Origin of the sequence: Paraglaciecola arctica (assembly GCF_018861065.1) — a bacterium.
In the GTDB taxonomy this organism is placed as follows: Bacteria; Pseudomonadota; Gammaproteobacteria; order Enterobacterales; family Alteromonadaceae; genus Paraglaciecola; species Paraglaciecola arctica_B.
Window position 1 is genome coordinate 115819 of the sequence record NZ_JAHKQO010000016.1, and the last position, 25494, is coordinate 141312.

The 25494-nt window shown below is 40.0% G+C and carries 25 protein-coding genes; 20 read left to right on the forward strand and 5 right to left on the reverse strand.

What is annotated here, in order from left to right; translation table 11 throughout:
• Nucleotides 1-70: 70 nt before the first annotated feature.
• A complete protein-coding gene (locus tag KO534_RS06530; protein WP_215928642.1) occupies nt 71-871 on the reverse strand; it encodes a response regulator in 801 nt (266 codons plus the stop codon).
• A gap of 31 nt (nt 872-902) precedes the next feature.
• Nucleotides 903-1223 carry a stress response translation initiation inhibitor YciH gene (yciH, locus tag KO534_RS06535; RefSeq protein WP_215928644.1) on the reverse strand — a complete coding sequence of 107 codons (321 nt, stop codon included), beginning with the start codon at nt 1221-1223 and terminating at the stop codon, nt 903-905.
• Between the two features lie 153 nt (nt 1224-1376).
• Here yciH and KO534_RS06540 point away from each other — a divergent pair, with 153 nt between their 5' ends.
• From KO534_RS06540 to purF, 18 genes are all read left to right on the forward strand, one after another.
• Complete coding sequence (locus KO534_RS06540) at nt 1377-1682, forward strand: STAS domain-containing protein (protein ID WP_215928647.1); 306 nt, start codon at nt 1377-1379, stop codon at nt 1680-1682.
• Between the two features lie 16 nt (nt 1683-1698).
• Nucleotides 1699-3345, forward strand: coding sequence for an ATP-binding SpoIIE family protein phosphatase (locus KO534_RS06545; protein WP_215928649.1), 1647 nt, complete (start codon nt 1699-1701; stop codon nt 3343-3345).
• Between the two features lie 16 nt (nt 3346-3361).
• A complete protein-coding gene (locus KO534_RS06550; protein WP_215928651.1) occupies nt 3362-3814 on the forward strand; it encodes a GNAT family N-acetyltransferase in 453 nt (150 codons plus the stop codon).
• Nucleotides 3815-3916: 102 nt separating this feature from the next.
• Nucleotides 3917-4909: an extracellular solute-binding protein gene (locus KO534_RS06555; RefSeq protein WP_215928780.1), complete on the forward strand. Its 993-nt coding sequence runs from the start codon at nt 3917-3919 to the stop codon at nt 4907-4909.
• Between the two features lie 43 nt (nt 4910-4952).
• The gene (locus KO534_RS06560; protein WP_215928653.1) at nt 4953-6617 is read left to right on the forward strand and encodes an ABC transporter permease; all 1665 of its coding nucleotides are present in this window, start codon (nt 4953-4955) and stop codon (nt 6615-6617) included.
• Between the two features lie 7 nt (nt 6618-6624).
• The gene (locus KO534_RS06565) at nt 6625-7680 is read left to right on the forward strand and encodes an ABC transporter ATP-binding protein (protein ID WP_215928655.1); all 1056 of its coding nucleotides are present in this window, start codon (nt 6625-6627) and stop codon (nt 7678-7680) included.
• Nucleotides 7677-8693, forward strand: a complete 1017-nt coding sequence (locus tag KO534_RS06570) for an NAD(P)/FAD-dependent oxidoreductase (protein ID WP_215928657.1) — start codon at nt 7677-7679, stop codon at nt 8691-8693. The genes KO534_RS06565 and KO534_RS06570 overlap by 4 nt, the downstream gene beginning before the upstream one ends.
• 6 nt (nt 8694-8699) lie before the next feature.
• Nucleotides 8700-9140: a TerB family tellurite resistance protein gene (locus tag KO534_RS06575; protein ID WP_215928659.1), complete on the forward strand. Its 441-nt coding sequence runs from the start codon at nt 8700-8702 to the stop codon at nt 9138-9140.
• Between the two features lie 482 nt (nt 9141-9622).
• Complete coding sequence (locus KO534_RS06580; protein ID WP_215928660.1) at nt 9623-9907, forward strand: hypothetical protein; 285 nt, start codon at nt 9623-9625, stop codon at nt 9905-9907.
• Between the two features lie 87 nt (nt 9908-9994).
• Nucleotides 9995-11401 carry a sensor histidine kinase gene (locus tag KO534_RS06585; RefSeq protein WP_215928661.1) on the forward strand — a complete coding sequence of 469 codons (1407 nt, stop codon included), beginning with the start codon at nt 9995-9997 and terminating at the stop codon, nt 11399-11401.
• On the forward strand, nt 11398-11979 hold the full coding sequence (locus KO534_RS06590; RefSeq protein ID WP_215928662.1) for a hypothetical protein: 582 nt from the start codon (nt 11398-11400) through the stop codon (nt 11977-11979). Before KO534_RS06585 ends, KO534_RS06590 begins: the two co-directional genes overlap by 4 nt.
• The gene (locus tag KO534_RS06595; protein ID WP_215928663.1) at nt 11976-13322 is read left to right on the forward strand and encodes a sigma 54-interacting transcriptional regulator; all 1347 of its coding nucleotides are present in this window, start codon (nt 11976-11978) and stop codon (nt 13320-13322) included. Before KO534_RS06590 ends, KO534_RS06595 begins: the two co-directional genes overlap by 4 nt.
• 114 nt (nt 13323-13436) lie before the next feature.
• Nucleotides 13437-14225: a tRNA pseudouridine(38-40) synthase TruA gene (gene truA / locus KO534_RS06600; RefSeq protein ID WP_215928664.1), complete on the forward strand. Its 789-nt coding sequence runs from the start codon at nt 13437-13439 to the stop codon at nt 14223-14225.
• Nucleotides 14226-14375: 150 nt separating this feature from the next.
• A complete protein-coding gene (gene accD, locus KO534_RS06605) occupies nt 14376-15224 on the forward strand; it encodes an acetyl-CoA carboxylase, carboxyltransferase subunit beta (protein WP_215928665.1) in 849 nt (282 codons plus the stop codon).
• Between the two features lie 3 nt (nt 15225-15227).
• Entirely contained in the window at nt 15228-16517 is a 1290-nt protein-coding gene (gene folC, locus KO534_RS06610) for a bifunctional tetrahydrofolate synthase/dihydrofolate synthase (RefSeq protein WP_215928666.1), read from the forward strand.
• A 4-nt stretch (nt 16518-16521) separates the two neighbouring features.
• Nucleotides 16522-17190, forward strand: coding sequence for an SPOR domain-containing protein (locus KO534_RS06615; RefSeq protein WP_215928667.1), 669 nt, complete (start codon nt 16522-16524; stop codon nt 17188-17190).
• A gap of 170 nt (nt 17191-17360) precedes the next feature.
• The gene (locus KO534_RS06620; RefSeq protein ID WP_215928668.1) at nt 17361-17849 is read left to right on the forward strand and encodes a CvpA family protein; all 489 of its coding nucleotides are present in this window, start codon (nt 17361-17363) and stop codon (nt 17847-17849) included.
• A gap of 13 nt (nt 17850-17862) precedes the next feature.
• Nucleotides 17863-19380 (forward strand): amidophosphoribosyltransferase, encoded by a 1518-nt coding sequence (gene purF, locus KO534_RS06625; RefSeq protein WP_215928670.1) that lies wholly within the window; start codon nt 17863-17865, stop codon nt 19378-19380.
• A 119-nt stretch (nt 19381-19499) separates the two neighbouring features.
• Here the strand turns inward: purF and KO534_RS06630 are convergent, their stop codons facing one another.
• Nucleotides 19500-20099: a Yip1 family protein gene (locus KO534_RS06630; RefSeq protein WP_215928672.1), complete on the reverse strand. Its 600-nt coding sequence runs from the start codon at nt 20097-20099 to the stop codon at nt 19500-19502.
• Nucleotides 20100-20339: 240 nt separating this feature from the next.
• On the opposite strand from KO534_RS06630, the gene KO534_RS06635 reads away from it, so the two are divergent.
• A complete protein-coding gene (locus KO534_RS06635; RefSeq protein WP_252731989.1) occupies nt 20340-20744 on the forward strand; it encodes an acyl-CoA thioesterase in 405 nt (134 codons plus the stop codon).
• A 152-nt stretch (nt 20745-20896) separates the two neighbouring features.
• Here the strand turns inward: KO534_RS06635 and KO534_RS06640 are convergent, their stop codons facing one another.
• The gene (locus KO534_RS06640; protein ID WP_215928678.1) at nt 20897-21769 is read right to left on the reverse strand and encodes a LysR family transcriptional regulator; all 873 of its coding nucleotides are present in this window, start codon (nt 21767-21769) and stop codon (nt 20897-20899) included.
• Nucleotides 21770-21862: 93 nt separating this feature from the next.
• Here KO534_RS06640 and KO534_RS06645 point away from each other — a divergent pair, with 93 nt between their 5' ends.
• Nucleotides 21863-22363: a lactoylglutathione lyase family protein gene (locus tag KO534_RS06645; RefSeq protein WP_215928680.1), complete on the forward strand. Its 501-nt coding sequence runs from the start codon at nt 21863-21865 to the stop codon at nt 22361-22363.
• 124 nt (nt 22364-22487) lie between these two features.
• Here the strand turns inward: KO534_RS06645 and KO534_RS06650 are convergent, their stop codons facing one another.
• Nucleotides 22488-25424 (reverse strand): EAL domain-containing protein, encoded by a 2937-nt coding sequence (locus tag KO534_RS06650; RefSeq protein WP_252731990.1) that lies wholly within the window; start codon nt 25422-25424, stop codon nt 22488-22490.
• Nucleotides 25425-25494 lie beyond the last annotated feature (70 nt).

Consider the following 25494-nt stretch of genomic DNA (forward strand, 5'->3'; position numbering starts at 1 on the left):
TAAGTCAACGATTGCTTAAGCACAATTTTTTCGTTTATTAAGAATATTGAATAACACTTTATTGTTATCGTTATTGACCTAGTAACGAGACTAACATTTTGCGTACTTCGTTTACCTCAAATGGTTTGTCGCAAAGAGCATTAACACCTGTTTGATGGATATTTGCCATATGTAAACTCGAGCTTGACTCACTGGTCACCATAATTATAGGTATGTGTGAAGTTTCAGGATTAAATCGAATAAATTCTGAAAGCTCTCTGCCATCCATTTCAGGCATATTGTAATCGGTAACGACTAAATCAAATGTTTGGTCTTTCAATAAAGTCAGAGCTTCAGCCCCATTCTCGGCTTCTAAAATCTGTTTTAGACCTAAGCCACTTAATACTCTTCGAATGTGGTTTCGTGCGAGTTTGCTATCATCGACTAGCAATACTCTGACGTCATGTACATCAAATAACTCTAAATCCAATTCATCTGAGTTGATTAAATCTAATGATGCTTTCAAAGCTTTAGATAAGTTTTCTGGGGTAAAAGGTTTAGGTAAAATTGCAGCTACTCCAGACTGCTTAAACTCTTCTAGTTTTTCTACTCGGTTTTCGCTAGAAATCAACATAAAAGGGGTAGCTGCATGGGAATCGCTGTTTTTCAATTGTTTAATGATATCTAGACCGGTTCCATCTTCAAAATACATAGCACTGACAACTAAGTCCGCACCTTGCTTAGTAATAGTTGCAAGTGCTTGTTTGACACTACCGACCGCTTCAACGTGATTAATATCCGCGGCAGCTAATTGCTTTAAAATAATTTTTCTTTGAGTGTCTGAAGGCTCTACTAAGATAATACTGACTTCTGACAACGAGAGATGATGCATTGCTACTCCTAATTTGTATTTCTACGGACTATTAACCACCCGCTAATTTCACATTATGGCCTAGTTGTTCCAGTGTTGCCTTTATTTTATCGCGGTTGTCACCTTGAATCTCAATCACTCCATTTTTTATTGCGCCACCGGTTCCGCACATTTTCTTCAATTGACTGCATAAGTCTTTGAGTGCTTTTTCGGGTAGCTCTAAACCCGTCACTGTTGTCATTCCTTTACCCTTTCGGCCTTTGGTTTCACGGCGTATACGTACGATGCCATCAGTTTTTATTTGAGGTTTATTATTTTCTTTGTTTTCAATGCGGCCAGTTTGTGTGCTGTATACTAGTCTATTTTCACTCATACTTAATTTGAACCCTATTGCTACTGAGCGGGGAGGGCGCCCATTCTAATAAAAAAAAGTGATTCTTTGTAGGCAAAGCTGTAAAACTATTATTTAATAACCGCAGTATAGAGTGGAATGTAATAATACGTTTCTTTTTGCAAGGGGAAGTTAATGAGTTTAGATAGAGAATTTTCTGAAGACGGAAGTGAATTAACCATCTTCCTCGAAGAAAAATTCGATTTTGGTAAAGTTCAGGATTTTCGTTTAGCCTATTCTGAGGGCAACGAGACAGTCACCAGTATAGTCATCAATTTGCAAAAAACTGAATATATGGATAGCTCTGCTTTGGGTATGTTGTTGAATATGCAAAAAAGTTTAAGTGATACAGTGAAGTCTTTTAAAATTACCCATTGCCGCCCCCAAGTTTTAAAAATTCTGCAAATTGCTCGTTTCGATAAAAAATTCCTAATTGTATAACGTTTCATAAATATTCATGCGTATTCTGGTTGTAGACGACGACACGCTTAGCCGATTTTTATTGGTACACATGCTGGAGCAACAAGGGTATTTAGACACCTTTGAGGCTGAAGATGGAATGGTTGCCATTGAATTGGCAAAGCGTATCAAGCCAGATTTAGTTTTATTGGATATTGTCATGCCAGAAATGGATGGATTTGAAGTTGCTACACAACTAAAGAAACTGGCTGGCGATATCTACCTACCTATTATTTTTATTACTGCATTAGATGATGAAAAATCTCTTGCCAGATGTTTAGAGGTGGGTGGCGATGATTTTGTAGCAAAACCTTTTGATAAGGTTATATTGGCTGCAAAAATCCGCGCTCATGTGCGGACCCGATTACTCAGTAAAAAGACCTTCGAACAAAACAAACAGCTGACTTTTTATCGAAACGCAATTGAACGTGAGCATAAGATTGTTGAACATATCTTTGCTAACGCGTTATCCGTTAATAAATCATTTACTCGTTATTTAGATTATTGCCTTAATCCAGCTAGCGATTTCAATGGTGACTTGTTTATCGCTAGTGCAAGTCCGACCGGGGGAATGTACTTTTTGATTGGTGACTTTACTGGTCATGGTTTAGCGTCGGCCATTGGCGCATTACCGGTTTCACAAGCATTTCAAGCTATGTCTAGAAAAGGTCTCTCGTTAATGGAAATGGCTGAAACCATCAACCAGACTCTCTTAATGTTGCTTCCAGATGATATGTTTTTTGCCGCAGCACTAGTTGAAATTAGTCATACCGGAAAGCAAGTGGATATTTGGAATGGTGGCATGCCAAGCCTGCTTTTACAGGACCAAAATGGAAAAATAGTAAAGCGTTTTGATTCACGTCATATGGCACTGGGAATATTGGAAAGTCATGAATTTGAAGCTGACGTAGAACGTTATGAAATGCAATTTGGCGACAGGTTGGTGGCATTTAGTGACGGCATAGTTGAACTTGAAAATGATGAAGGCCAAATGTTAGGCAATGAGGGTATTGAAACCTGGTTATTGGCTCAACCTAACATGAATGTTGAAGGTATCATCGACAAGGCTAAGGAATATTTGGGTTCAAGGCAGCGTAAAGACGATGTTACCGTCATTATATTCACTAGCCAGCCATTAGAGCAGGTTACTAACAAAGGTGTCGCGTCTAAAATACCACTTAAAATGGTTTTAGAATTGGATGCGAAACATATCAAATCTAGCGATCCTGTGGTGGATCTGGTGAGTGTTATCACTAACCAATTGAGTTTATATGGTGTGCATTCTGAATTGTTTACAGTATTGAGCGAGCTATACAATAACGCTCTCGAGCACGGCGTATTAGAACTTGATTCAGAGTTAAAACAATCAGACTCAGGTTTTTTTGCGTACTTCAAATTACGTGAAGAAAAACTTTCATCACTTGAGGCTGCTAGCATCGTTATTAGCGCTGAATATTTACCAGATGAAAATGCCTTGGCAATCCAAATTAAAGATTCTGGAAAAGGGTTTAAACAGCAACACATGTCAGAACTGGAAAATCTAGAAAAAAGTTACGGTCGCGGAATTTCGTTAGTCAAAGAGTTGTGCGAGTCAGTTGAGTATACGAATAAAGGCAACACTGTCGATGTGGTGTTCAAGATATAACTAGGGTGTGAGAAAAATGTTAGAAACAATCAAAGTACGCGTTGCTAAGCACACTGATGTGGTTTCCTTGGTGAAGTTTAATCAATTAATGGCATGGGAAACAGAGCAAAAAGAATTGGATCTGGACATTTTGTCTAAAGGAGTCTCAGCATTAATTTCTGACGAAACCAAAGGGTTTTACTTAGTTGCAGAAAAAAATGAACAAGTAGTGGGTAGTTTAATGGTCACTACAGAGTGGAGCGATTGGCGAAATGCGGTATTCTGGTGGATTCAAAGTGTATATATTGCTCCAGATTATCGCCGTAAGGGGATTTATGCTCAATTGTATTCTCAGGTCAAAGTGTTGGCTGAACAACAAAAAGACGTGTGCGGTTTTAGGTTATATGTTGAAAAAGAAAATATTATTGCCCAGAAAACCTATGAATCTTTAGGTATGCAAGCAAGCCATTATTTAATGTATGAGGAATAAATTGATATTGAGAATAGTTCTCAATTAGATTAACATCCGGTTTCTATCATTGTTTATGTCTTTTGAAAGTAGGAATACCTCTTGAAAAAAATCATCTCTAGTATGTGTGTTATTGTGTCTTTGCTGTCTCCAGTGGTAATGGCTGAGCAGGTTAATTTGTATTCAGCTCGTAAAGAAGCCTTGATCAAACCCTTATTGGATACTTTTACTAAGCAAACCGGTATCTCAGTCAATTTAGTGACGGGTAAAGCAGATAATTTGATTACGCGTTTAAAGAGCGAAGGTAAATATAGTCCCGCGGATCTATTGTTAACTACAGATGTCGGCCGGTTGTATCGCGCTAAACAGCAAGGTTTGACTCAAGAAATCTCAGAAACTGAGGTCATTTCTAAATTACCCAATAACTATCGTGATGAGCAGGGACATTGGTTGGGGTTGTCATTACGCGCTCGACCTTTAATGGTTTCGGTCGACAGAGTTGCGGCGCAATCCATTGCAACAATCGAAGATTTAACCAAGCCTGAATGGAAAGGGCGTATATGTATTCGCAGCTCTAACAATATTTACAATCAATCTATGGTGGCTTCATTAATTGCGCAGCTAGGTGAATCTGCCACTGAGGAATGGGTGAATGGTCTTGTTAAGAACTTTGCGCGCCCTCCTCAAGGTGGAGACAGAGATCAAATTAAAGGTGTTGCCTCTGGCTTATGTGATGTGGCTATTGCTAATACGTATTATCTTGCGGGAATGTTGAGTTCTGAAGATGAAACAACAAAACAACAAGCCCAAAAAGTTAAAGTCGTTTGGCCAAATCAAGAGGGCAGAGGTGCACATATCAATATATCTGGTGTTGCACTGGCAAAAAATGCTCCTAACAAAGCCGCCGCACTTAAGTTAATTGATTTTTTACTCAGTAACGAATCGCAATTGTGGTATGCAAAAACTAACCATGAATATCCTGTTTTAGCCGGTATTCCTTACAGTGATATCCTGCAATCCTTTGGTGCATTTGAAACAGAACAGGTACCCTTGGGTAAACTCGGAGAATTAAATTCAGCCGCGGTTCAGATGATGGATCGCGCTGGGTGGAAGTAAATTCGACGGGGTATTCCCTAGTTAAACTAAATTAAGATTGTGTATGAAACAAATTAACTGGCCATTTGGCCGGTTCAATGTTTGGTTAATCGGTATAACACTAGGCTGCTTTATTCTTGCCGCCCCTACAGGCCTTGTGTTTGTTAGCGTGTTTTTTCCTCAAACTGAAATCTGGCAGCATCTCTATTCAACTGTGTTAGCAGACTATATTGTCAATTCTCTTATTTTGGCTTTTGGTGTTGGATTAATAGTCATAGTGATAGGGACTGTTTTAGCATGGTGTATCGCGAGGTACGAGTTTACCGGACGCAAACAATTGCAATGGTTGGTTCTTTTACCAATGGCGATGCCAGCCTACATTATCGCCTATACCTATACAGGTTTGTTGGACTTTGCAGGCCCAATACAAACGTTGTTAAGAGAAACATTTGACTGGCGATATGGAGATTACTATTTTCCAGATATTCGTTCGTTGTCAGGGGCGATCGTTATGTTGTCTTTGGTTTTGTATCCCTATGTTTATATGTTAGCTAGAACGGCATTTAGCGAACAACCTGCCAGCCTCGAAGATGTGTCGAGAAGTTTAGGTGTCTCCTCGAGAAAATATCTGTTTAAGGTTGTGCTACCTTTGGCTCGCCCTGCTATTTTGATGGGAGCTGCGTTAGCCATGATGGAAGCCTTTGCTGACTACGGCACAGTGCAATATTTTGGCTTAAGCACTTTTACTACCGGTATTTTTAGAACTTGGTTTGGTTTAGGAAATGGTCTTGCGGCTGCGCAACTGGCCGCACTATTAACCAGCTTTGTGGTGCTGTTATTGATTTTGGAATTTCTATCAAGGCGTAAAATTCGTTATTATTTTCAAGGCCAAAAAACACAACAAGCAAAAAGAATAAGGTTAACAGGTAGTAAAGCTTTCTGGGTGCCGTTTATTTGTATGTTACCGGTATTCTTGGGATTCATATGTCCAGTTTTACAGTTGTTTATCTGGGCTTCAAAAACCTACTCACAACAGTTAAGTAGTGATTTTGGCTTATTGTTGTGGAATAGTTTTTACTTGGCCGCCATTGCTGCTTTTACAGCGGTAGCTTTAGCCTTATTTTTTGCATACGGAAAACGTCTCAATCCAATCAAGTCGATTCGAACGTTGGTAGGTGTGGTTAATCTTGGTTATGCGATTCCAGGTACCGTTCTCGCCATAGGGGCGATGATTTCGCTAAGTTGGCTCGACATAAAACTTAATGGATTGACTGAAAGTTGGTTTGACTTAAGCGTAGGCTTAGTGTTTTCAGGTTCATTGTTTGCGTTGATTTTGGTTTATAGTAGTCGATTTTTAGCTGTAGCTATGCATAACGTTGACACTGGGTTGGCGCGAGTGAAACCCAGTATGGATGACGCTGCGCGATCGTTAGGATATCAGCCGCTTCAAATTCTTAGAAAAATTCATCTGCCTCTGATGAAAACCAGTGTGTTAAGTGCGCTGCTATTAGTTTTTGTCGATGTATTGAAAGAACTACCAGCCACCTTGATCTTAAGGCCGTTTAATTTTAACACTCTAGCGGTTAAAACATTTGAATTAGCTTCAGATGAAAGATTAATGGACGCAGCCTTGCCCGCTTTGGCCATTGTTTGCGTGGGTATCTTGCCGGTTATTTTGCTGACTCTATTAATCGATAAGCCTACCCAAATTACCACCCAAATCAAATAAGGTAACCATGTTAAGTCTCAAAAATGTAACTGTTAGTTACCAAAATGTGAAAGCTGCACATGATGTGACTTTTGAATTATCAAGCGGGCAAATAGGGTGTTTATTAGGCCCATCTGGTTGTGGTAAAACTTCCGTTTTACGAGCGATAGCAGGTTTCGAAAGGTTAACAGACGGAACAATAAGGTTACGTGAACAGTTAGTTTCCGATAAAAACAATCACATAGAACCTGAAAAACGCCACGTTTCAGTTGTGTTTCAAGACTATGCTTTGTTCCCTCATCTAAGTGTTGCGCAAAATATCGCTTTTGGTTTACACCAGCAAAATAGTGCACAAAAACACCAGCGAGTCACAGAATTGTTGGAGTTAATCGGGTTGTCAGGCTATGGCAGTCGATATCCTCACGCGTTGTCAGGTGGTCAACAACAGCGCGTTGCTCTGGCTCGGGCAATGGCCGCCAAACCTGATTTATTGTTGTTGGACGAGCCTTTTTCTAGTTTGGACGCGGAATTAAGAGATGAGCTAGCGAAACAATTACGGACTATTTTGAAACACGAAAAAACCACCGCTGTGATGGTAACCCACGATCAACATGAAGCCTTTGCGATGGCTGACGTGATCGGTGTCATGAACAAAGGCCGCTTACTACAGTGGTCTGATGCTTACGTACTCTATCATCGACCAAAGAGTCGCTTTGTGGCCTCCTTTGTTGGAGATGGTGTGTTTTTGCCTGCAACTGTAGATAACAACATTAAGTTAAACAGTGGTTTAGGGGTTTTTACTCTTGAGCCAGATAGCGGTTTTATACAAGGTGATAAAGTTGTATTTTTGATACGCCCAGACGATATCATCCATGACGATAAAAGTGAGACTTTAGCAAAAGTAATCGATAGGTCGTTCCAAGGTTCACACATCTTGTATCAATTGGAATTACAGCAGGTTGGACATGCCAAGGTACTGTGCTTGGCACCGAGTCATCATGATCATCAGTTGAATGAATTGATAGGCATTCGCTTAGACCTAGAACATATGATTGTGTTCGCAGATAACGATGACAGTATATGAAAATTGCTATTGTAGGAGCGGGAATAACGGGGTGTTTATTGGCTGATTTTCTTGATACTGATAACTTTGAAGTCAGTATTTTCGAAAAGTCTCGTGGCTGTGGAGGCCGAGCCAGTACCAAACAAACCGATTTTGGTCAGTGTGATATTGGTGCCACTGTTGTGCCTGTAAAAACCGTCGAATTTGCACAATTTATGCGACAACTTTGTCATCAGAATATTGTGAGCCAATGGCCACAAACTATAGCTATTACCCATCAAAATAATGGTGTTAAGACTCCACTAGAAATATTTGAAAGTGATAGAGAGTATTACGTTTTTAATCAAAAAATGAATGCTGCATGTCGCCACTGGGCTAAAAAGGCACAATTGCACACAAACAGTTTAATTGACCAAGTGCGATATCATCAGGACAAAGGATGGCAATTAAAAATAAACGGTGTATGGCAGGCTGAGCGATTTGATAAATTAGTAATAACCGCACCATGGCCACAAAGCCAAACAATAATTGAGCAATCTGAAGTCTCATTGGCGCTACCAACCTTTTCACAAACTTGGTCAAGTTGTTGGTCGATTGCAGTAAAGCTAGACCGAGTAGTTACCTCAGCAGTTGATTTAGTCTATCTAAAAGGCCACTCTATTCAGACTTTAGTGCGAGATTCTAGTAAACCACAACGACCTGAAGTTACCACCACACAACAAAACGAAATATGGGTAGCCCAACTCGCTAACGAATTGTCAGATGACTTAGGTTCTCAATGTATGAATGAGGCGATTTCTATTGCAACCAAGGAGCTTTGTGAGTTGTTTGGATTATCTAATCAGTCAGTGACAGATACCTACGCGCACTATTGGCGATATGCCAGACCCAGTGCCGGGCAAAAACCTTTAGGCATTTTGTCCAACCATGAAAATGGAATATATCTTGGTGGTGACTGGAGTTTTGGTTCTTCCATAGAGTCAGCCTATGAAGGGGCAAGGGCACTCGTGCAATTAATTAAAACGGGAGTGTAATATATAATGATTTCCAATATTCAAGAATGGTTTAAGAGTCATATAAACGCAGGTCAAAGTAACAGCCAACACACAATTGAATTGGCCACGGCGGTATTGCTATATGAAGTGATGCGGGCAGATAATGACCTTGATCAGTTGGAACAGGATAATTATCGTACCCAGCTTAATAATCTATTTTCTTTGACCGCAGACGAACTGGAAACACTGTGCCAAATGAGTCAATCACAGGCAGATGAATCAACTGATTTTCAGCAGTTTACTAGTGTTATCAATGATCTATATGGACTCGAAGAAAAAAGGGCGGTACTTGATTCATTATGGTCTATTGCCTACGCTGACCATGAACTCAGTCCAGATGAAGAATACACAATCAGAAAGATAGCTGATTTATTGTACATTCCTCATAGCCAATATATTCAAAGTAAGTTGTCAATCAAACCCTAACTTTTGGCTATTGTTATAGTCACTATCTGTCTATTCTTTGAGTGGTGTTTCAAATAATAGACATGTTAACTGTATGATTTAACATACATAAATAGTCTTGGTATTATCAGTGTCGCAAAAAAGGTACGATTAAGTTTGGTTTTAGATACTTATTGTATTTGTGATTCTCTATAATCGATGTAACTACATGATAAATATATGAAAATAATTTGTGGCACGAACAATGTAATGCTTCCTTTAGTAATCACGTTCCACTTGACTGGTTCCTCGAGTGTAATTTACGGACATTGAATGTGGTGAAGGATGGAAGTGCATGCTATTGGTTGGTTGTAATGGCGTTTGCAGCTAACAGTACTTTTATCCTTAATGCGGACATTCTTTCGCGTTATTTTTTTGGCATGGATGCCTTGTTTTAATTGGATTTGGTAGCGGTTTGTAGATATATCGAATCTCGTTTTACATTAGCAGAGGATGGTAATGACATGAGAAAAGGCAATTATTTCATTTCTTTCGTGGTTCTATTTACGACGGTACAAATGTTTATTACGGTTTCAGCAGTGGCTGACGGTGAATTAATAAAAAAGCTGGATTTGGATAAGGATGGGCAAATTACAATTAAAGAAGCGGTAGCGAACCCCGCAGTACTCGCCTCGTTTGGAAAAATTGATACGGATGGCGATGGAAAAATTAGTTCCCTCGAGTTGGCGAATACCAAAGTTAACTTGGTAAAAGACAAAAATACCGATAAACCTGAAGAACGGATATAGAAAATATAGTGAGAAAAGATCGACTTGTTCGGTCTTTTTTTATTATGCTGACAACTCGATAAAATGAAAAAATTAATGGGAGTTGCCATGCAACTAGGCTCATTACGACAACTAACGTTGGTTAGTTTTGTCGTTGTTCTTGTGCCCTTGGCGCTATTGGTTGGCTACAGCCAAATTAAGTTAAGTGAAATTGCGCAAATTGCCACAAACGAAGCCCAATACTCTGTTAATACCGTCAGGCAAGTGAGTAAGATGGAAGGGTTGTCGGTAGATATTGAGCGGCTTGTGCGTCAATATCATATAGTTAAGAAGGACGCCCTAAAACCTTTGATTGAAAAGTCGACCCAGCGATTTTCAGAATACCAAATTCCAGTGTGTGAGCAACTTTCTGAGAAACAGAATTGTCATAGTTTAACTGAGCGAGTTGTCTGGATTAAACAATATTCTGGTACCGAAGATCAGTTGCTATTAGACGCACAACTAGCTGAATTCAAACAAAATCTAAATGACTTAGCTACACAGATAGACAGTAGTCTTGACAAAAGAATACAAGATCAACAAATCTATGTTGGCTCTGTGCAACAAACACAATTCTGGTTAACGGCTTGGTTATTAGGGGCCTCTTTTTTATTAATTGCTCTTGGATCTAAGGCAATATTAAAACCTGTTACAAGACTTGAGCGAGTCATTACTGCGATCTCACGACAAGAGAATACCTTACCCCCTATTTCTACCTCTGGACCAAAGGAGTTGATTGTATTAGAACAGAAGTTGCACCGCTTGGCTGGCCGATTAATTCAATTGGAAAACCTTCGCCATGCGTTATTGCGGCATGCGTCTCACGAGCTAAAAACGCCTTTAGCTAGCATCAAAGAAGGGTGTTCATTGCTAACAGAGCAAGTCGTAGGCCCATTGAACGCAGAGCAAGAGGAAGTGTTGTCTCTATTAAACAGCAGTACAGATAGATTAAACTTACTAATAGTGCAGTTGCTTGATTACAATTTGTTATTACAACAGGCTAAACCCGTATTTTCGAATTTTAAAACTAAAAGTTTCTTTGAAGACTTTGTGACAGAAAATAGTCTAGCGATTAAACAACATGACAACCAGATTGATATGCAACTAGATTTACCTAGTATTTTCGCTGACAAAAAATTGTTTAGAAGAATCTTGGATAATTTGGTGTCAAATGCCCTTGCCCATGGCAGTAGAGGCAGACCTATTAGCATAAGACTCTATCAACAGGGTGATATGCAAGTCTTAGATTTTGCAAATCGCGGTCAGAAGATCTTAGATGAGCAACGAAACATATTATTTCAACCTTTTAGTCGAGGAGAAGGTACGCGAAATGATAGAGTGACAGGTTCAGGGCTTGGATTATCCATAGTGGCTGATTGCGCCAGAATGATGTTTGGAAAGGCTGAATTTGTAGAGGTGGATTATGCTGACGTGTGTGTTCGTGTCTATATCCCAAGTAAAGAGGCGAATATATGAGATTGAAATTAATAGTCCTGCTAGGTGTCACAACTTTGTTTTGTGGTTGCGAATTGTTGTCATCTTCTCGGCCTCCTTCGGTAACTCCCACTGTAATAGTTGATGCTCCAGAGAGCCCACCTATGTGTGTATGGGAGAGCTCATTCGATGAGAATAACTGCTACATCGAATATTGGTTGCAATATTGGTATCAGATCGAAGAGGTTTCGTGGCCAGAACGTAAAAAACAAATAGAAGAGTTATCTGATCAAGATACTGATGTTCTAAAAAAGGTATTTCTAAGCCAAGGAAAAAGCACCCCATATCAAGATAGATTGCGCGCACAGGGTTGGGTGGAGTCAATCCTACCTAAGCTAACTCAGCCTATGCAGCGCTTTATCATGATAGCGCTTTATTACCCTAGTCAAGGGTTGTTGGAGATGGAATCTGCGTTGGTAACATTGAGTAAAATTAATACTCATCAATCCTTCAACATTGAAGAGCAGCAAATACTGTTAGACAAACAACAAAATCAAATTGACCAGTTGCTTAATATTGAAGCATCGATTATGGAAAGTATTGAAGAGGATAAAGAATGAGTCAGTCGAATGTATCAGATCCCAATGTGTTGTTGGTTGATGATGACGAGAGTTTATTACGCTTAATGGCTATTAGGCTTAGAGGGGAAGGCTACAATGTGCAAAGTGCAGGTGGTGGTAAAGAGGCATTAAAACTCATCAATAGTCAAAATTTTGATGTGGTTTTGAGTGATTTACGCATGCCAGGGCTCGACGGGTTAAGTCTTTTTGAAGAAATAATGGCCCTCAGAAAAGATGTTCCTGTGATATTGATGACAGCACATGGAACTATTCAAGACGCCGTAGAGGCAACCCAAAGAGGTGTGTTTGGGTTTTTGACTAAGCCTATAGATCATGAAGAATTACGCAGCTTGATGGAAAAAGCGGTGAGTCAAAGTCAAGGGGCGCAAAGAGGGCAATGGTGCGAGAAAATCATTACTCGTTCGATGCAAATGGAGCAATTGCTTGATCAAGCTTTCCGTGTAGCCAAGCGTGATGTCAGCGTACTAATAAGTGGAGCCAGCGGAACCGGTAAAGAACTATTAGCCAGTGCGATTCACAAAGCCAGCAAAAGAGCTGACAAAGCTTTTGTGGCAATTAATTGCGGTGCGTTACCAGAGAACCTGCTTGAGTCTGAACTTTTTGGGCACGCTAGGGGATCGTTTACTGGAGCGGTCAACGAACATCAGGGTTTGTTTAGAGAAGCGGATGGTGGCACTCTGTTTTTGGACGAAATTGGCGATATGCCAGTATCACTTCAAGTTAAATTATTAAGAGCGCTTCAAGAGCAAACGATTCGTCCCGTGGGCAGCAGTAAACAAATCCCGATTGATGTGAGGATTATTTCTGCCACCCATAAAAACCTAAGCAAGGAAATGCAAGAAGGAAACTTTAGAGAGGATTTATATTATCGACTGAATGTTGTGAATATTACTCTACCGACGTTAAGAGAACGCTCTGAAGATATTCCGTTATTAGCTCGGCACTTATTAAAAAGCAGCGCAGAGCGCCACCAAGTTAAGGTCAGTCGATTTTCTGATGATGCAATGCAATTGTTAACAACCTGTTTGTGGCCGGGCAATGTGCGACAACTTGTTAATGTTGTAGAACAATGCGTTGCCTTAACGCAAACACCAGTGATTGCTTCTCATCTAGTTGAACAGGCGTTGTCGGCTTCCGAACAAAAATGGCCAACCTTAACTGAAGCAAGAGATGCATTTGAGCAAAAGTACTTATTGAAATTGCTTAAAATGACAGATGGAAATGTGACAAGAGCAGCTGAATTGGCAGGTCGAAACCGTACTGATATGCATAAGCTTATGAAAAAGCATAACCTGCATTCGGCTGATTTTAAGCCTGACTAAAGGTATGTGGCGAACTTAAATGTAAACATTACCTAGGAATTACTAAAAACCACTGTTATTTACATTGAAGTTCCTTACAATACCGCGAATTTTTTGAATGGCAATAGTACACAAATGCGATTAGCTCTGGGCATTGAATATAACGGCGCGCTTTATCACGGTTGGCAGCGCCAACAAACTGTAGCAAGTGTGCAGCAGCACGTTGAAGAGGCGTTAGCTAAAATTGCGAACGAACCTGTCAATGTGACTTGTGCTGGACGTACCGATGCTGGAGTTCATGCGACTTGCCAAGTTGTGCATTTTGATACCCTAAGTCAGCGACCCGACCGAGCCTGGACCATAGGTTTGAATCGGTTTTTACCTAAATCCATTGCTATTAAATGGGTAAAAAATATCAGTGATGAGTTTCATGCTCGTTTTTCTGCTACAGCAAGGCGATACCGCTACATTATTTATAATCATCGTTTACGCAATGGCATTCTTCCAAAAGGTGTGACCCATATTCATAGTGGTGATCTTGACCACGAATTGATGCATGATGCTGCGCAATATTTGGTTGGACGACATGACTTTAGCGCATTTAGAGCGGTAAATTGTCAGGCGAATACTCCCGTGCGAAATATGACGAGTATTAGTGTGACTCGATTTGGGGATTACATTATGATTGATGTCACTGCCAATGCTTTTTTACATCATATGGTGCGTAATATCACAGGTTCCCTGTTGAAAGTGGGTAGTAAAGAAAAACCCATAACGTGGATACAGACGTTGTTACAAGACAAAGATCGAACTAAGGCTGCAGCGACAGCCAAACCCAATGGTCTATATTTGGTGCATGTTACTTACCCTGAAGAATTTGATCTACCTAAAACGCCATTAGGGCCATTATTTTTACCTGATTGATACTTCTAAGACCAGTTTTGATTTCGTGATGTAAAGATGTTGTGATTTAATAGCGTTTCTTTTGGCCTATAGGGCTTAAAACGGGTATTAATAAACCGTTGAATATTGTCAATTTGTAGCGTTAATGCAAATTGCATAACAGGATTTTATATGAGTTGGATTGAAAAAATACTACCGCGCACTAAGTCTTCGACTAAAAGTAACGTGCCCGAGGGAATTTGGACTAAATGCGGTGAATGTGACGCCGTGCTGTATAAAACAGAATTAGAAAAACAATTAGGTGTGTGCCCTAAATGTGGTCATCACATGCGAATTGGAGCGCGCGCTCGTATCAATCACTTTTTAGACAAAGGTGAAAGGGTAGAGTTGGGTACAGATCTTGAACCTCAAGACTTACTCAAATTTAAAGATTCGAAAAAATATAAAGATAGATTAGCCAGTGCGCAAAAAGCGACTAACGAAAAAGACGCGTTAGTCGTCATGCAAGGCAAATTGAATGGTATGCCTGTAGTCGTTGCAGCTTTTGAGTTTGCTTTTATGGGCGGTTCAATGGCTTCAGTAGTAGGTGCTAGATTTGTAAAAGCGGTGAATGCCTGTTTGGAGCTGAATATGCCACTGGTGTGTTTCTCTACCAGTGGTGGGGCACGTATGCAAGAAGCCCTACTGTCACTTATGCAAATGGCTAAAACCAGTGCCGCATTGGCAAAAATGAGTGAAAAAGGCCTGCCGTATATTTCTGTACTAACGGATCCGACTATGGGGGGAGTCTCAGCGAGTTTGGCAATGTTGGGTGACGTGAATGTGGCTGAGCCTAAAGCCTTGATCGGTTTCGCTGGACCACGAGTGATTGAACAGACTGTTCGCGAAACCCTACCTGAAGGATTTCAACGTAGCGAATTTTTATTAGAAAAAGGTGCTATTGACATCATAGTGGATCGCCGTGAAATGCGTGATAAATTATTTAGTATATTGTCAAAATTACATCACCAACATCATTAGATCATGTCTAAACTATCAAATCACCAAGCCTTTGAGAAAGAGGCTTGGTCTCTTGACCATTGGTTAACTTATCTTGAACAGATACATCCAAGTAATATTGAATTAGGCCTAGAGCGTGTAGCTAAGGTTCTTAAAAGTTTGCAACTCGATTTCGGTGAGCGAGTGCTTGTTACCGTTGCTGGTACCAACGGTAAAGGCACTACTTGTGCTTTGATTGAACACGCTATTTTGGCCTCTAAAAAATCTGTCGCTGTATTTAGTTCTCCGCATCTTTTAGATTACCGTGAACGCGTAAGAGTCGCTGGAGATATGCTACCTGAAAAGGCTCATTGTGAGGCGTTTTTGAAGGTGGAGCAGGCGCGAGGTGATATCCCCCTTACTTATTTCGAGTTTGGAACATTAGCGGCACTGCAGCTAATGTACGAATCGGACGCTAAATATTTATTGCTGGAAGTAGGTTTGGGTGGGCGATTGGACGCAATCAACATTGTTGACCCAGATATTGCGGTAATTACTAGTATCGATTTAGATCATCAGGATTGGTTGGGTAATACTAGGGAGCTAATCGCGATTGAAAAAGCAGGAATTTTCAGAGCGAATATCCCTGCTATTATCGGTGAGCAGAATCCCCCTTCTACATTGGTTGAGGCCGCATTTGAATATCAAGTTGCGGCTTTATGGCAAAGCAAAAACTTTGACTTCCAAATGGATTCACAGGGATTTCATTGGCAAGGGGCTAATACACGCTATGACAATCTACCTGTGCCTAACATTCCTGCCCAAAATGCGTCGACCGCCTTACAAGTGTTGGAAACCTTGGGTATAAAGTTAGACACTAAATCAATGGCACAAGTTTTTGCGCAAACCTGTTTGCCCGGTAGAAGGCAAGTCGTCCAAAATAATCCTTTAGTGATGTTGGATGTCGCGCATAATCCTCAGGCGACTCGTTTGTTAGCCAGTGACATTACAAATATGCGCCATAAACGGGTAATAGCTGTTGTTGCGATGTTAGCTGATAAAGACATAGAGGCAACGCTTGCTCCTATGTTACCCATAGTTTCGGATTGGTACTGTGCGAGTTTAGATGTGCCTAGAGGTGCAAAAGCAAGTACCTTGGTTTCTGCTGTATTACCCAGTGAACAAAAAGTGTTAGACTATGAATCAGTTGAATTGGCCTATCAATGTGCTTTAGACGCGGCTAATGAAGAGGACTTTGTCATCGTATTTGGTTCTTTTTTTACTGTTACAAATGTATTAAAAATGGGGTTGTTACCCCCTAACGAAAAGGTGTAGTAGAGTGTCATCCGCATTACAAAACCGTTTGGTAGGAACCGCCATAGTTGTTGCGATAGTTGTGATTTTTTTGCCCGATTTATTAGATGGGAAACAAGAATCAAAACGTAATCTATTTGTTGAGTTACCTCAAAAACCACCAATGAAAACGGTGAAATCTCCGAGCCCATTCGACACTGAGAAAGTTAAAGAAGCGGCAACCCGAAAAGTTGAAGTGATTTCTGAACAGGCTGTAGATGAAAATCTTGACTCAAACTCAGCGCCTGAGACACAACTCGAAAGTCGAACCGAAGATGTTCAAGTGGCTGATGTCTACGAAGAAGAAACGCCTAGTGATATTATTAAAGATGAGATAAATAAAACAACTCCACAGGTGAGCAGTTTGCAGCAGCAAACAGTGGTAGAGCAAGATGTTGATAGCTTATTAGCGAGTGCGGGTTGGGTGGTACAATTGGGTAGCTTTCGCCATCAGAAAAATGTAAAAGAGCTGTTGAGTCGCCTAGAAAAAGCGGGCTATCGAGCCTTTAGCCGGCCCGTAAAAACCAACTCTGGAACCTTGACAAAAGTCTTTGTTGGCCCTGATTTGCAAAAAAGCAACTTAGATAATGCGCTGTCGCACCTAAAAGAGTTAACCCAATTACAGGGTCGGGTGACCCCATTTACTGTTCAATAAGGTGAACTCTTTTACAGCCAATTGAATGTTGAATTGTTATTAATGCTGTGAAAAATTATAGGATCTTCGTCAGCCATTTTGATAGAATGCGCGCGATTTTAATTCCGTGGTGTGAAAAGGGCAGTGATGGTCCTTACATCTCGACATTTAAACGGTAAAAAACGAGTCTTATGAATTGGATTGACTACGCCATATTGGCTGTTATTTTGTTTTCCGCCGTTATTAGCTTAATTAGAGGCTTTGTAAAAGAAGCAATCTCATTGGCTATTTGGTTTACTGCGTTTTTTATTGCAAGCCAGTTTTATAAAGACCTAGCCGTTTATCTCACTAAACTTGACGATTTGATGATTCGTAATGGTGTTGCCATCGCAATACTGTTCGTGTCGACCTTGATTATCGGTGGTTTAGTCAATTATCTTATTTCCCAATTGGTCCAATTTACTGGACTGAGCGGCACAGATAGAGCCTTAGGGTTGGTATTTGGTGCCTTGCGAGGCATCTTAGTTGTCAGTGCATTGTTATTTTTCTTAGATACATTTACTCCATTTTCGTCGTCTACCTTGTGGGGGACGTCAGTACTAATTCCAGAATTTAGTTTAATCATTGAGTGGTTTTTTGAATACTTGCAGAGTAACTCAAGTTTTATAAAACCCGTTTAAAAAGGTAAATCGCATGTGTGGTATTGTCGGAATAGTGGGTAAAAGCCCAGTCAATCAAGCTTTATATGATGCCCTGACTGTGCTCCAGCATAGAGGTCAAGACGCTGCTGGAATTGTAACTGTAGATAATGATGTTATTCACCTACGCAAAGATAATGGCCTGGTGAGAGATGTATTTCATACTCGTCATATGAAAAGACTAACCGGGCAATTTGGTATAGGACACGTGCGTTACCCAACTGCCGGTAGCTCTAGCTCGGCAGAAGCGCAGCCATTTTACGTAAACTCACCCTATGGTATTGCATTTGCTCATAACGGTAACTTAACGAATGCCCATGAGTTGCAAGATGAAGTCGCGAAAGTCGCAAGAAGACACATTAACACTACATCTGATTCAGAGTTGTTGTTAAACATTATTGCTCATGAACTACAAAATGCTGAGGGATTGCATTTAACGCCTGTTGAAGTATTCAAAGCTGTTTCCAAAGTTCATGCAAAAATCCGCGGTGCCTATGCAGTGGTTGCTGCGATTATTGGTAATGGCATGCTGGCATTTCGTGACCCTTTTGGTATTCGACCTTTGGCTTTAGGTAAGCGTAAAACTGAGTTCGGAAACGAATATATGGTGGCTTCTGAAAGTGTGGCGCTTGATGCGGTAGGTTTTACCTTTATTCGAGATGTGGCGCCTGGTGAAGCTATTTATGTCACTGAGTCTGGGGAATTGCATACTCAACAATGTGCTCATCAACCTATTAACGCTCCATGCATATTTGAATTTGTCTATTTTGCTAGACCCGATTCATTTATCGATGGAATTTCAGTGTATGCCTCAAGAGTGAATATGGGACGTAAACTGGGACAAAAAATAGCCAAAGAGTGGGCTGATATTGATATCGACGTAGTTATTCCAATTCCAGAAACCTCTAGTGATGTTGCCCTGCAAATTGCTTTGGAGTTAGATAGACCGTATCGCCAAGGATTTGTTAAGAATCGCTATATTGGTCGTACCTTTATCATGCCTGGGCAAACGATGCGTCGTAAGTCAGTGCGTCGTAAACTCAATGCGATTCCGTCGGAGTTTAAAGATAAAAGTGTGCTTTTAGTTGATGATTCCATTGTACGTGGAACCACGTCAGAGCAAATTATTGAAATGGCCCGTGAGTCGGGTGCGAAAAAAGTCTACTTTGCATCTGCTGCTCCTGAAATTCGTTTTCCCAATGTCTATGGGATAGATATGCCGTCGGCTAACGAACTGATTGCATACGGCCGAGAGATTGAACAAATCAGTGATTTGATCCGTGCAGACGGTTTGATTTTTCAAGATATTACGGATTTGATCGACGCAGTGCGTGAGTTGAACCCTGATATCAAACGTTTTGAAACCTCAGTGTTTGATGGAAACTATATTACTGCCGATATTGATAATGCCTATTTGCAGCGTATTGATAACATGCGTAATGAAGGGGCAAAAAACGAGGGTGTGCAAGTTGAATTGAACAACTTAGAAATGCACAATATGACTCAAGATTAAACTGGTTTAGTTTAAGGCTTATTACTAGTCGCTAAATAAGCTTTGCTAAGTGACAAACATAAAAAAACACGGTTGGATCAACCGTGTTTTTTTATGTCATTTTATGCGAGCTAGAGACATTAACCCACGTAAACTGGGCCCATCCCCATACTCCACAATATTACTGACGCGGCCATTAGAATAGCCAGCAAGACCAACCCACATGTTACTACTGTACTTGCATAAATAAAGCCTTTACCTTCAGGAATATGCATCAAAATTGGAGTACCAGCGTAGAGCAAATAAACCGAATAAGTTAGACCAATCAGTCCAACAAACATAACAAACCATAACACCGGATAAAAAGCCGCAAAACCAACCATAAATAACGGGGTAGCAGTGTAAGCCGCAAGTTCGAGTGATTGAGTATAAGTAGGGGATGAATCAAATGCTTTAGCTAACTCATGAATTAATACTGCTAATGCAACCACACCCGTCATTAAACCAAAATACATACCAATACTCATGAGCATGGCACTGTTTTTAGTCAATTTAATTATATCGCCCACACCAATACTCCAGCCCAGGTGAGCGGCTGAATAATAACTCATCAAAACGGGAATTAAAGAAATGATAGCGATATGGCTTAAACTATAAAAATAACTCTCATGTCGCTCGTCAATTACCTGCCATTCTTCTTTTGGGTGTGTATATAAACCCCATAGGTGATTTAAAATCATACAATTCGGTCTCTTTTATGGTTGGAAATACGTTTTGTTAATTAAAAATAAACATGCTGTTAACAATTATTGTGTGTGAGTAAACACCAAGCGTCAACCTTTTTTATGAAATTCGTCGACTTTTTAAGCACTACTAATACTCACCTGTGTTGGGAAATTTATGGTTAAATATTAATTATCAATGTAATAGTCGAAAATTCAGTGTGGTAAGTAATGGAAGGGCAGTCAAAGAGTAGTTTTATGTTTCATTTTTCGATAACCACTAGGTGGATGGATAATGATATGTTTGGTCATGTGAATAATGTTAATTATTACTCATTTTTCGACACGGTTATTAATCAGTTTTTGATTGAACAAGGTGATTTTATTCCGCAAAAAAGTCAGCAAATTGGATTTATAGTGCAATCTAGCTGCAGTTATATTAGTCCAGTTTCGTATCCGCAAAAGCTAGTCGGTGGGTTGCGTGTAGACAAAATTGGCAATAGTTCAGTCGATTATGTTGTCGCTATTTTTAAAGAAGAGGAAAAAAACGCCTCTGCAATAGGACGTTTAACTCACGTTTTTGTAGACAGGGACTCACATAAACCCACACCTATCCGAGGTACTTTGCGCCAAGCTATGCTCAGTGCCATGTTGCCCACCTAATATTGACGCTTTTAATTTGAACGCTGAGTCTCGTTTATAACAATATAGCGTTAGGATTGTGTTTGTGTTGAAGCAGTTCTTATTGTGCGATTGCATATTTTAGATTTATGCTGCGTCGAGTTGGTGTTTCGTCACATAACTTAAGCGCAATACTAAGAAAGAAAGTTAAGCAGTTCAGACTTGATAAACTTACTTCTATTGGTTAACGGTGAGCGGCGATTGACGCATAAATACAGTGCCTCACACACGGATTTTTTTAAGTTATGTATGTGTATGAGGTGCTGAGACGCAAACGCCCTCGCGGCGTATAACGGTAAAACGGTAAATCCTAAGCCTTTGCTAACAGGAGTGAGGATCAAACTAATTTGATTAGAAAACCCCTTGTGGGGTATTTGTTCGATATGTTCAAAGTCCGGGAAGTTTTCGCTTAATAACAATTGCCCATGATGGGCTGCATCAGGATGAGAGATAAAACCAAGTTCAATTAACCTTTGCCATTGAATTGATTTTACATCGCAAGGGGTGACTAATACTAAAGGTTCATCGCCAATTTTAAGACTGGTGAGTGTACTAGCTTGGCTCAATTGGGTCATTAATCCCAAATCAATATTTCCTTTAGATAATTCTAGTTCAATATTTTTATTGGGTGCGAAGCTATAGTCGATGGCCAATTTAGGGTGAGCTTGCTGAATATCCAGTAAGTGTGGGTAGAGCTTTAGACCCACACTGCCTGGAGAGGCAATTTTGACTAAGCCAACCTTTTCATCATCTTGTCTAACTAAGGTTTCTAAATCGTCACTCGAACGCAGTAACTGAATACCTTTTTGATACAGTTGTTGCCCTGCTGCTGTTAAAGAAAAGCTTTTACCTTCCCTTATCAGTAGTTGTTTCTCTAGCTGCATTTCTAGTTTTTTGACATGTTGGCTCACACCAGATTGGGTCATATACAACTTTTCTGCTGTGTGAGTGAAATGTCCCACTTCTACTAAGGTGCAAAATGTTTTTAGCCAACTGTGATTTATCATTACAAAATGTACTTATGTCTATTATTAATGATAATTTTACGTAATTTATTGGTGGGTGTATATTTTTATTATCAATTAAACGGAGTAAACAATATGAGCAAAACCTACCCACGCACTTTTTCACACATTGGTATTTCTGTACCTGATTTAGAAGCAGCCGTGAAGTTTTATACCGAAGTATTGGGGTGGTATCTGATTATGAAACCAACGGAGATTACCGAAGATGACTCTGCAATAGGAGAAATGTGTACCGATGTTTTTGGCGCCGGCTGGGAACATTTTCGTATTGCACATCTATCTACTGGCGACAGAATAGGTGTGGAGCTTTTTGAATTTAAAGGGCAGGAAAACCCTGAAAATAATTTTGAATATTGGAAAACTGGGGTGTTTCATTTTTGTGTTCAAGACCCTGATGTAGAGGGATTGGCCGATAAAATTGTAGCGGCTGGCGGCAAAAAGCGTATGCAGGCACCTCGTTATTATTACCCCGGCGAAAAGCCTTATCGCATGATTTACATGGAAGACCCTTTTGGTAATATTCTTGAGATATACAGCCACAGCTATGAATTAACCTATGCTGCGGGAGCATATTAAGAGCCAGTTATTGTGACTCCTTCTGAAATGATGTGAGTCACATCTAACTGTTGGTAATTATATGGATAACGTAAAAAAGATTGATTCGTGAATGGGTATAAATGTACTACTGATTCATTTGTTATCAATAACTCTGCCACTCGATATCCGGAGTCCAAGTTTTTGTCCATTCATAGACATGGCTTGCTGGCATTGGTCTAGCGATACCGTATCCTTGGGCTAATTCGCATCCCATTTCTAGTAATACTGAACCATGAGAAACGGTTTCTACTCCTTCTGCTATGACTTTGCGGTTAAAGGATTTTGCTAAAGCGATAATTCCCTCAACGATCGCTCTGTCTTCAGGATCCACTAACATATCTCGAATAAAGGTCTGATCAATTTTTACAATGTCTACTGGCAAGCGTCTTAAATAAGTAAGTGAAGAATAACCGGTTCCAAAGTCATCGATGGCAAAGTTCACCCCAAATTTTAAGCAGTTGTTCATTTTTTCAGAAACCCGATCCAAGTCCCCAATTTCGCTGGTCTCTAGAATCTCGATTTGTAAATTAGCTGGCGCTACATTGGGTGAGGCTGACAATAACGTCTCTAGACGTTCCGTAAAGTTGTCTTGTTGAATTTGTAAGGCGCTAATATTGACGCTAATAGGCAATTGCATAGAAGTCTTATTCCATGTTTCCATTTGATTTAGGGCTTCTTGTATTACCCACTCACCAATTTCTATACCAAGTTGGTGGTTTTCAATGAAGGGTAAAAATTCATAGGGGGACAACAAACCTCTAGTTGGATGTTGCCAGCGTATTAAGGCTTCTAAACCAACAATTTCTCCACTTCTCATGTTTACTTTAGGTTGGTAAAACAATACGAATTCACGGTTTGATAAGGCTGTAGAAATATTTTGTAGAATGACGTGATGGTTGGTAATCGCATCTTCAGATTCAATATCAAACAGGTGGAAGCAATTTTTCCCTTTTTGCTTAGCGATGTACATGGATTGATCTGCATGTCGGATAAGTTGTTCTGCATCAGTTTGATCGAGAGGAAAGACTGTGACACCAATACTAGCGGACACTTTTAATACATTACCTCCTAACGTAAATGGACTAGAGGCGGCCTTTAAAATACGTTCGACTATAGGGGGGAAGTCTTCAGTGCTTTCCAAATCGCTGAGAACTATCACAAATTCGTCACCTCCATAGCGTGATAACGTATCTTGTTCGCGTAAGATGTCTTTCAGTCGATCCGCAAATACGACTAAGAGTTCGTCACCTACGCTATGTCCATGTTTATCATTGATTTCTTTGAACCCGTCCAAGTCTAGAAATACTATGGCTACTAAGGTGTTGTTACGTTTACTAAAGAGTAACGATTGGTTAAGCCGGTCTGCCAAAAGAGAGCGATTCGGTAGGTTGGTTAGTACATCAAAATGCGCCATATGCTCGAGTTGATGTTGCTTTTCTTTGATTTCAGAAATATCCGTGAATATGGCAACGTAGTTTTTCAATTTTCTATCGTCATCATACACTGCACTGATCGTTAATAATTGTGGGTAAATTTCGTTGTTTTTTCGCTTATTCCATACTTCTCCAGACCATTTTCCTTCCTCATTTATTGACTTCCAGAGTAGCCGATAAAACTCTTGAGATTGTTGGTTAGATTTTAGAATGTTTGGATTTTTACCAATGACTTCTTCTCGGGTGTATCCGGTAATTTCAATAAAACTATTGTTAACTTCAATGATCTTGCCTTTAGTATCCGTAATGATAATCCCTTCATTTGCTTGGGAAAAAACACTAGCAGCGAGAGTGAGTTGGGCTTCTGCTTTTTTGTTTTTGGTAATATCCTGAATTAAGGAAGTGACACCCAGCACAGTGCCATTTTCAGAGTAAATAATAGTATTGTGCCATTCACATACTATTGCTTCTCCAGACTTGGTTACGTTTTCGTTACTTACAAAGGTTCCATCTTTTTGAGTGAGTATTAAATTATAAAGCTTATCGATTTCACTGCGTATTTGTGGTTCAACAATAAGTTTAAGCGCATGTTGACCAATCGCTTCATGGGATTGATATCCGAAAATATTTTCAGCTGATTTATTCCAGTTTGTACAAATAAAATTTTTGTCCCATGAAATACAACCCAAAGGTGTATTTTGTATATGATTTAAGTGGATTTTTTCACTTTTTTGTAGAGCTTGCTGACTATGTTTAAGGCGATTCTCCGCGTCCAAACGGGTTTTAGCCATTGAAATAAAATGTTTTTGTAAATTATAGAGTTCTGATGCTCCGTTGGGCGATAGACGACCTATGTCTTCTCCTGCTTCAAGTTTTTTGGTGGATCGTAAGAGAGTATTCAAGGGGGTCAGTAAACTCTTGTTTACTCCCCATGTAGCCACTAAAAACATCAAAACCACAAATAACACTAGAATCATGCTTGTTGATAATAGCGTTTCGTTAATATCTGAAAGTTTAGTCTCGAATGGGATCCCTACACTTAGCGTAATTTGCCCATCACCTGTGAAAATTGGTTTCTTTACAAACACTTTTAAATGTTGCTCGGTACTCAGGTAGGCTTTGACGTCAGGATCAGACTCGAATTTGTATGCCTCCAAAGGTGGCTGTACTTCAGCAATAGGAGTGCCGAGCAGCTCGTTCCTTACCGGATAACTCGCAATGACGTTTTGTTGTTGATCGGTAATATAGGCTACAGAGTAGTTGCGTAAATGTGATTCAGAAAGTTGCTTACTCCACCAGTTCAAAGATATAGCGGCAACTGCCACCCCTACAACAGTATCACTTTGAGGAGGTATGACAGGATAGGCAAAATTGATAGTCGCGATGCCAGTTGTGCTATCAAGATGATATCCTCCAACCGCAAAATTTTTATTATTCAATGCTTTTTGAAAATATGAGCGCTCAGCAATATTCGGTGATAGACCTATTGGATTAGCACTGCACGTTAGTTTTCCATCTGTTTGTGCCACTGCGATATCGACGTAAATATCTTTTAATTTGATGACATCCGCTAGATAAGCACTACATTCCGGAGAGTCAGGCGACATCACCTTCGGAAAACTTGACAAATTTTCTAAAAAGTTTTTTGTTCTATTGATTAAAAGAGTCTGAAAGGTA

Bases quoted from the DNA above. Each gene is read 5' to 3' on its own strand.
- KO534_RS06635 (WP_252731989.1), top strand. From the start codon at position 20,340: ATGTTTCATTTTTCGATAACCACTAGGTGGATGGATAATGATATGTTT.
- KO534_RS06570 (WP_215928657.1), top strand. From the start codon at position 7,677: ATGAAAATTGCTATTGTAGGAGCGGGAATAACGGGGTGTTTATTGGCT.
- folC (WP_215928666.1), top strand. From the start codon at position 15,228: ATGTCTAAACTATCAAATCACCAAGCCTTTGAGAAAGAGGCTTGGTCT.
- truA (WP_215928664.1), top strand. From the start codon at position 13,437: ATGCGATTAGCTCTGGGCATTGAATATAACGGCGCGCTTTATCACGGT.
- KO534_RS06540 (WP_215928647.1), top strand. From the start codon at position 1,377: ATGAGTTTAGATAGAGAATTTTCTGAAGACGGAAGTGAATTAACCATC.
- purF (WP_215928670.1), top strand. From the start codon at position 17,863: ATGTGTGGTATTGTCGGAATAGTGGGTAAAAGCCCAGTCAATCAAGCT.
- KO534_RS06630 (WP_215928672.1), bottom strand. From the start codon at position 20,099: ATGATTTTAAATCACCTATGGGGTTTATATACACACCCAAAAGAAGAA.
- KO534_RS06530 (WP_215928642.1), bottom strand. From the start codon at position 871: ATGCATCATCTCTCGTTGTCAGAAGTCAGTATTATCTTAGTAGAGCCT.
- KO534_RS06645 (WP_215928680.1), top strand. From the start codon at position 21,863: ATGAGCAAAACCTACCCACGCACTTTTTCACACATTGGTATTTCTGTA.
- KO534_RS06550 (WP_215928651.1), top strand. From the start codon at position 3,362: ATGTTAGAAACAATCAAAGTACGCGTTGCTAAGCACACTGATGTGGTT.
- yciH (WP_215928644.1), bottom strand. From the start codon at position 1,223: ATGAGTGAAAATAGACTAGTATACAGCACACAAACTGGCCGCATTGAA.
- accD (WP_215928665.1), top strand. From the start codon at position 14,376: ATGAGTTGGATTGAAAAAATACTACCGCGCACTAAGTCTTCGACTAAA.
- KO534_RS06555 (WP_215928780.1), top strand. From the start codon at position 3,917: ATGTGTGTTATTGTGTCTTTGCTGTCTCCAGTGGTAATGGCTGAGCAG.
- KO534_RS06620 (WP_215928668.1), top strand. From the start codon at position 17,361: ATGAATTGGATTGACTACGCCATATTGGCTGTTATTTTGTTTTCCGCC.
- KO534_RS06545 (WP_215928649.1), top strand. From the start codon at position 1,699: ATGCGTATTCTGGTTGTAGACGACGACACGCTTAGCCGATTTTTATTG.
- KO534_RS06575 (WP_215928659.1), top strand. From the start codon at position 8,700: ATGATTTCCAATATTCAAGAATGGTTTAAGAGTCATATAAACGCAGGT.
- KO534_RS06590 (WP_215928662.1), top strand. From the start codon at position 11,398: ATGAGATTGAAATTAATAGTCCTGCTAGGTGTCACAACTTTGTTTTGT.
- KO534_RS06595 (WP_215928663.1), top strand. From the start codon at position 11,976: ATGAGTCAGTCGAATGTATCAGATCCCAATGTGTTGTTGGTTGATGAT.
- KO534_RS06640 (WP_215928678.1), bottom strand. From the start codon at position 21,769: ATGATAAATCACAGTTGGCTAAAAACATTTTGCACCTTAGTAGAAGTG.
- KO534_RS06650 (WP_252731990.1), bottom strand. From the start codon at position 25,424: ATGTCGCCTGACTCTCCGGAATGTAGTGCTTATCTAGCGGATGTCATC.
- KO534_RS06580 (WP_215928660.1), top strand. From the start codon at position 9,623: ATGAGAAAAGGCAATTATTTCATTTCTTTCGTGGTTCTATTTACGACG.
- KO534_RS06585 (WP_215928661.1), top strand. From the start codon at position 9,995: ATGCAACTAGGCTCATTACGACAACTAACGTTGGTTAGTTTTGTCGTT.
- KO534_RS06560 (WP_215928653.1), top strand. From the start codon at position 4,953: ATGAAACAAATTAACTGGCCATTTGGCCGGTTCAATGTTTGGTTAATC.
- KO534_RS06565 (WP_215928655.1), top strand. From the start codon at position 6,625: ATGTTAAGTCTCAAAAATGTAACTGTTAGTTACCAAAATGTGAAAGCT.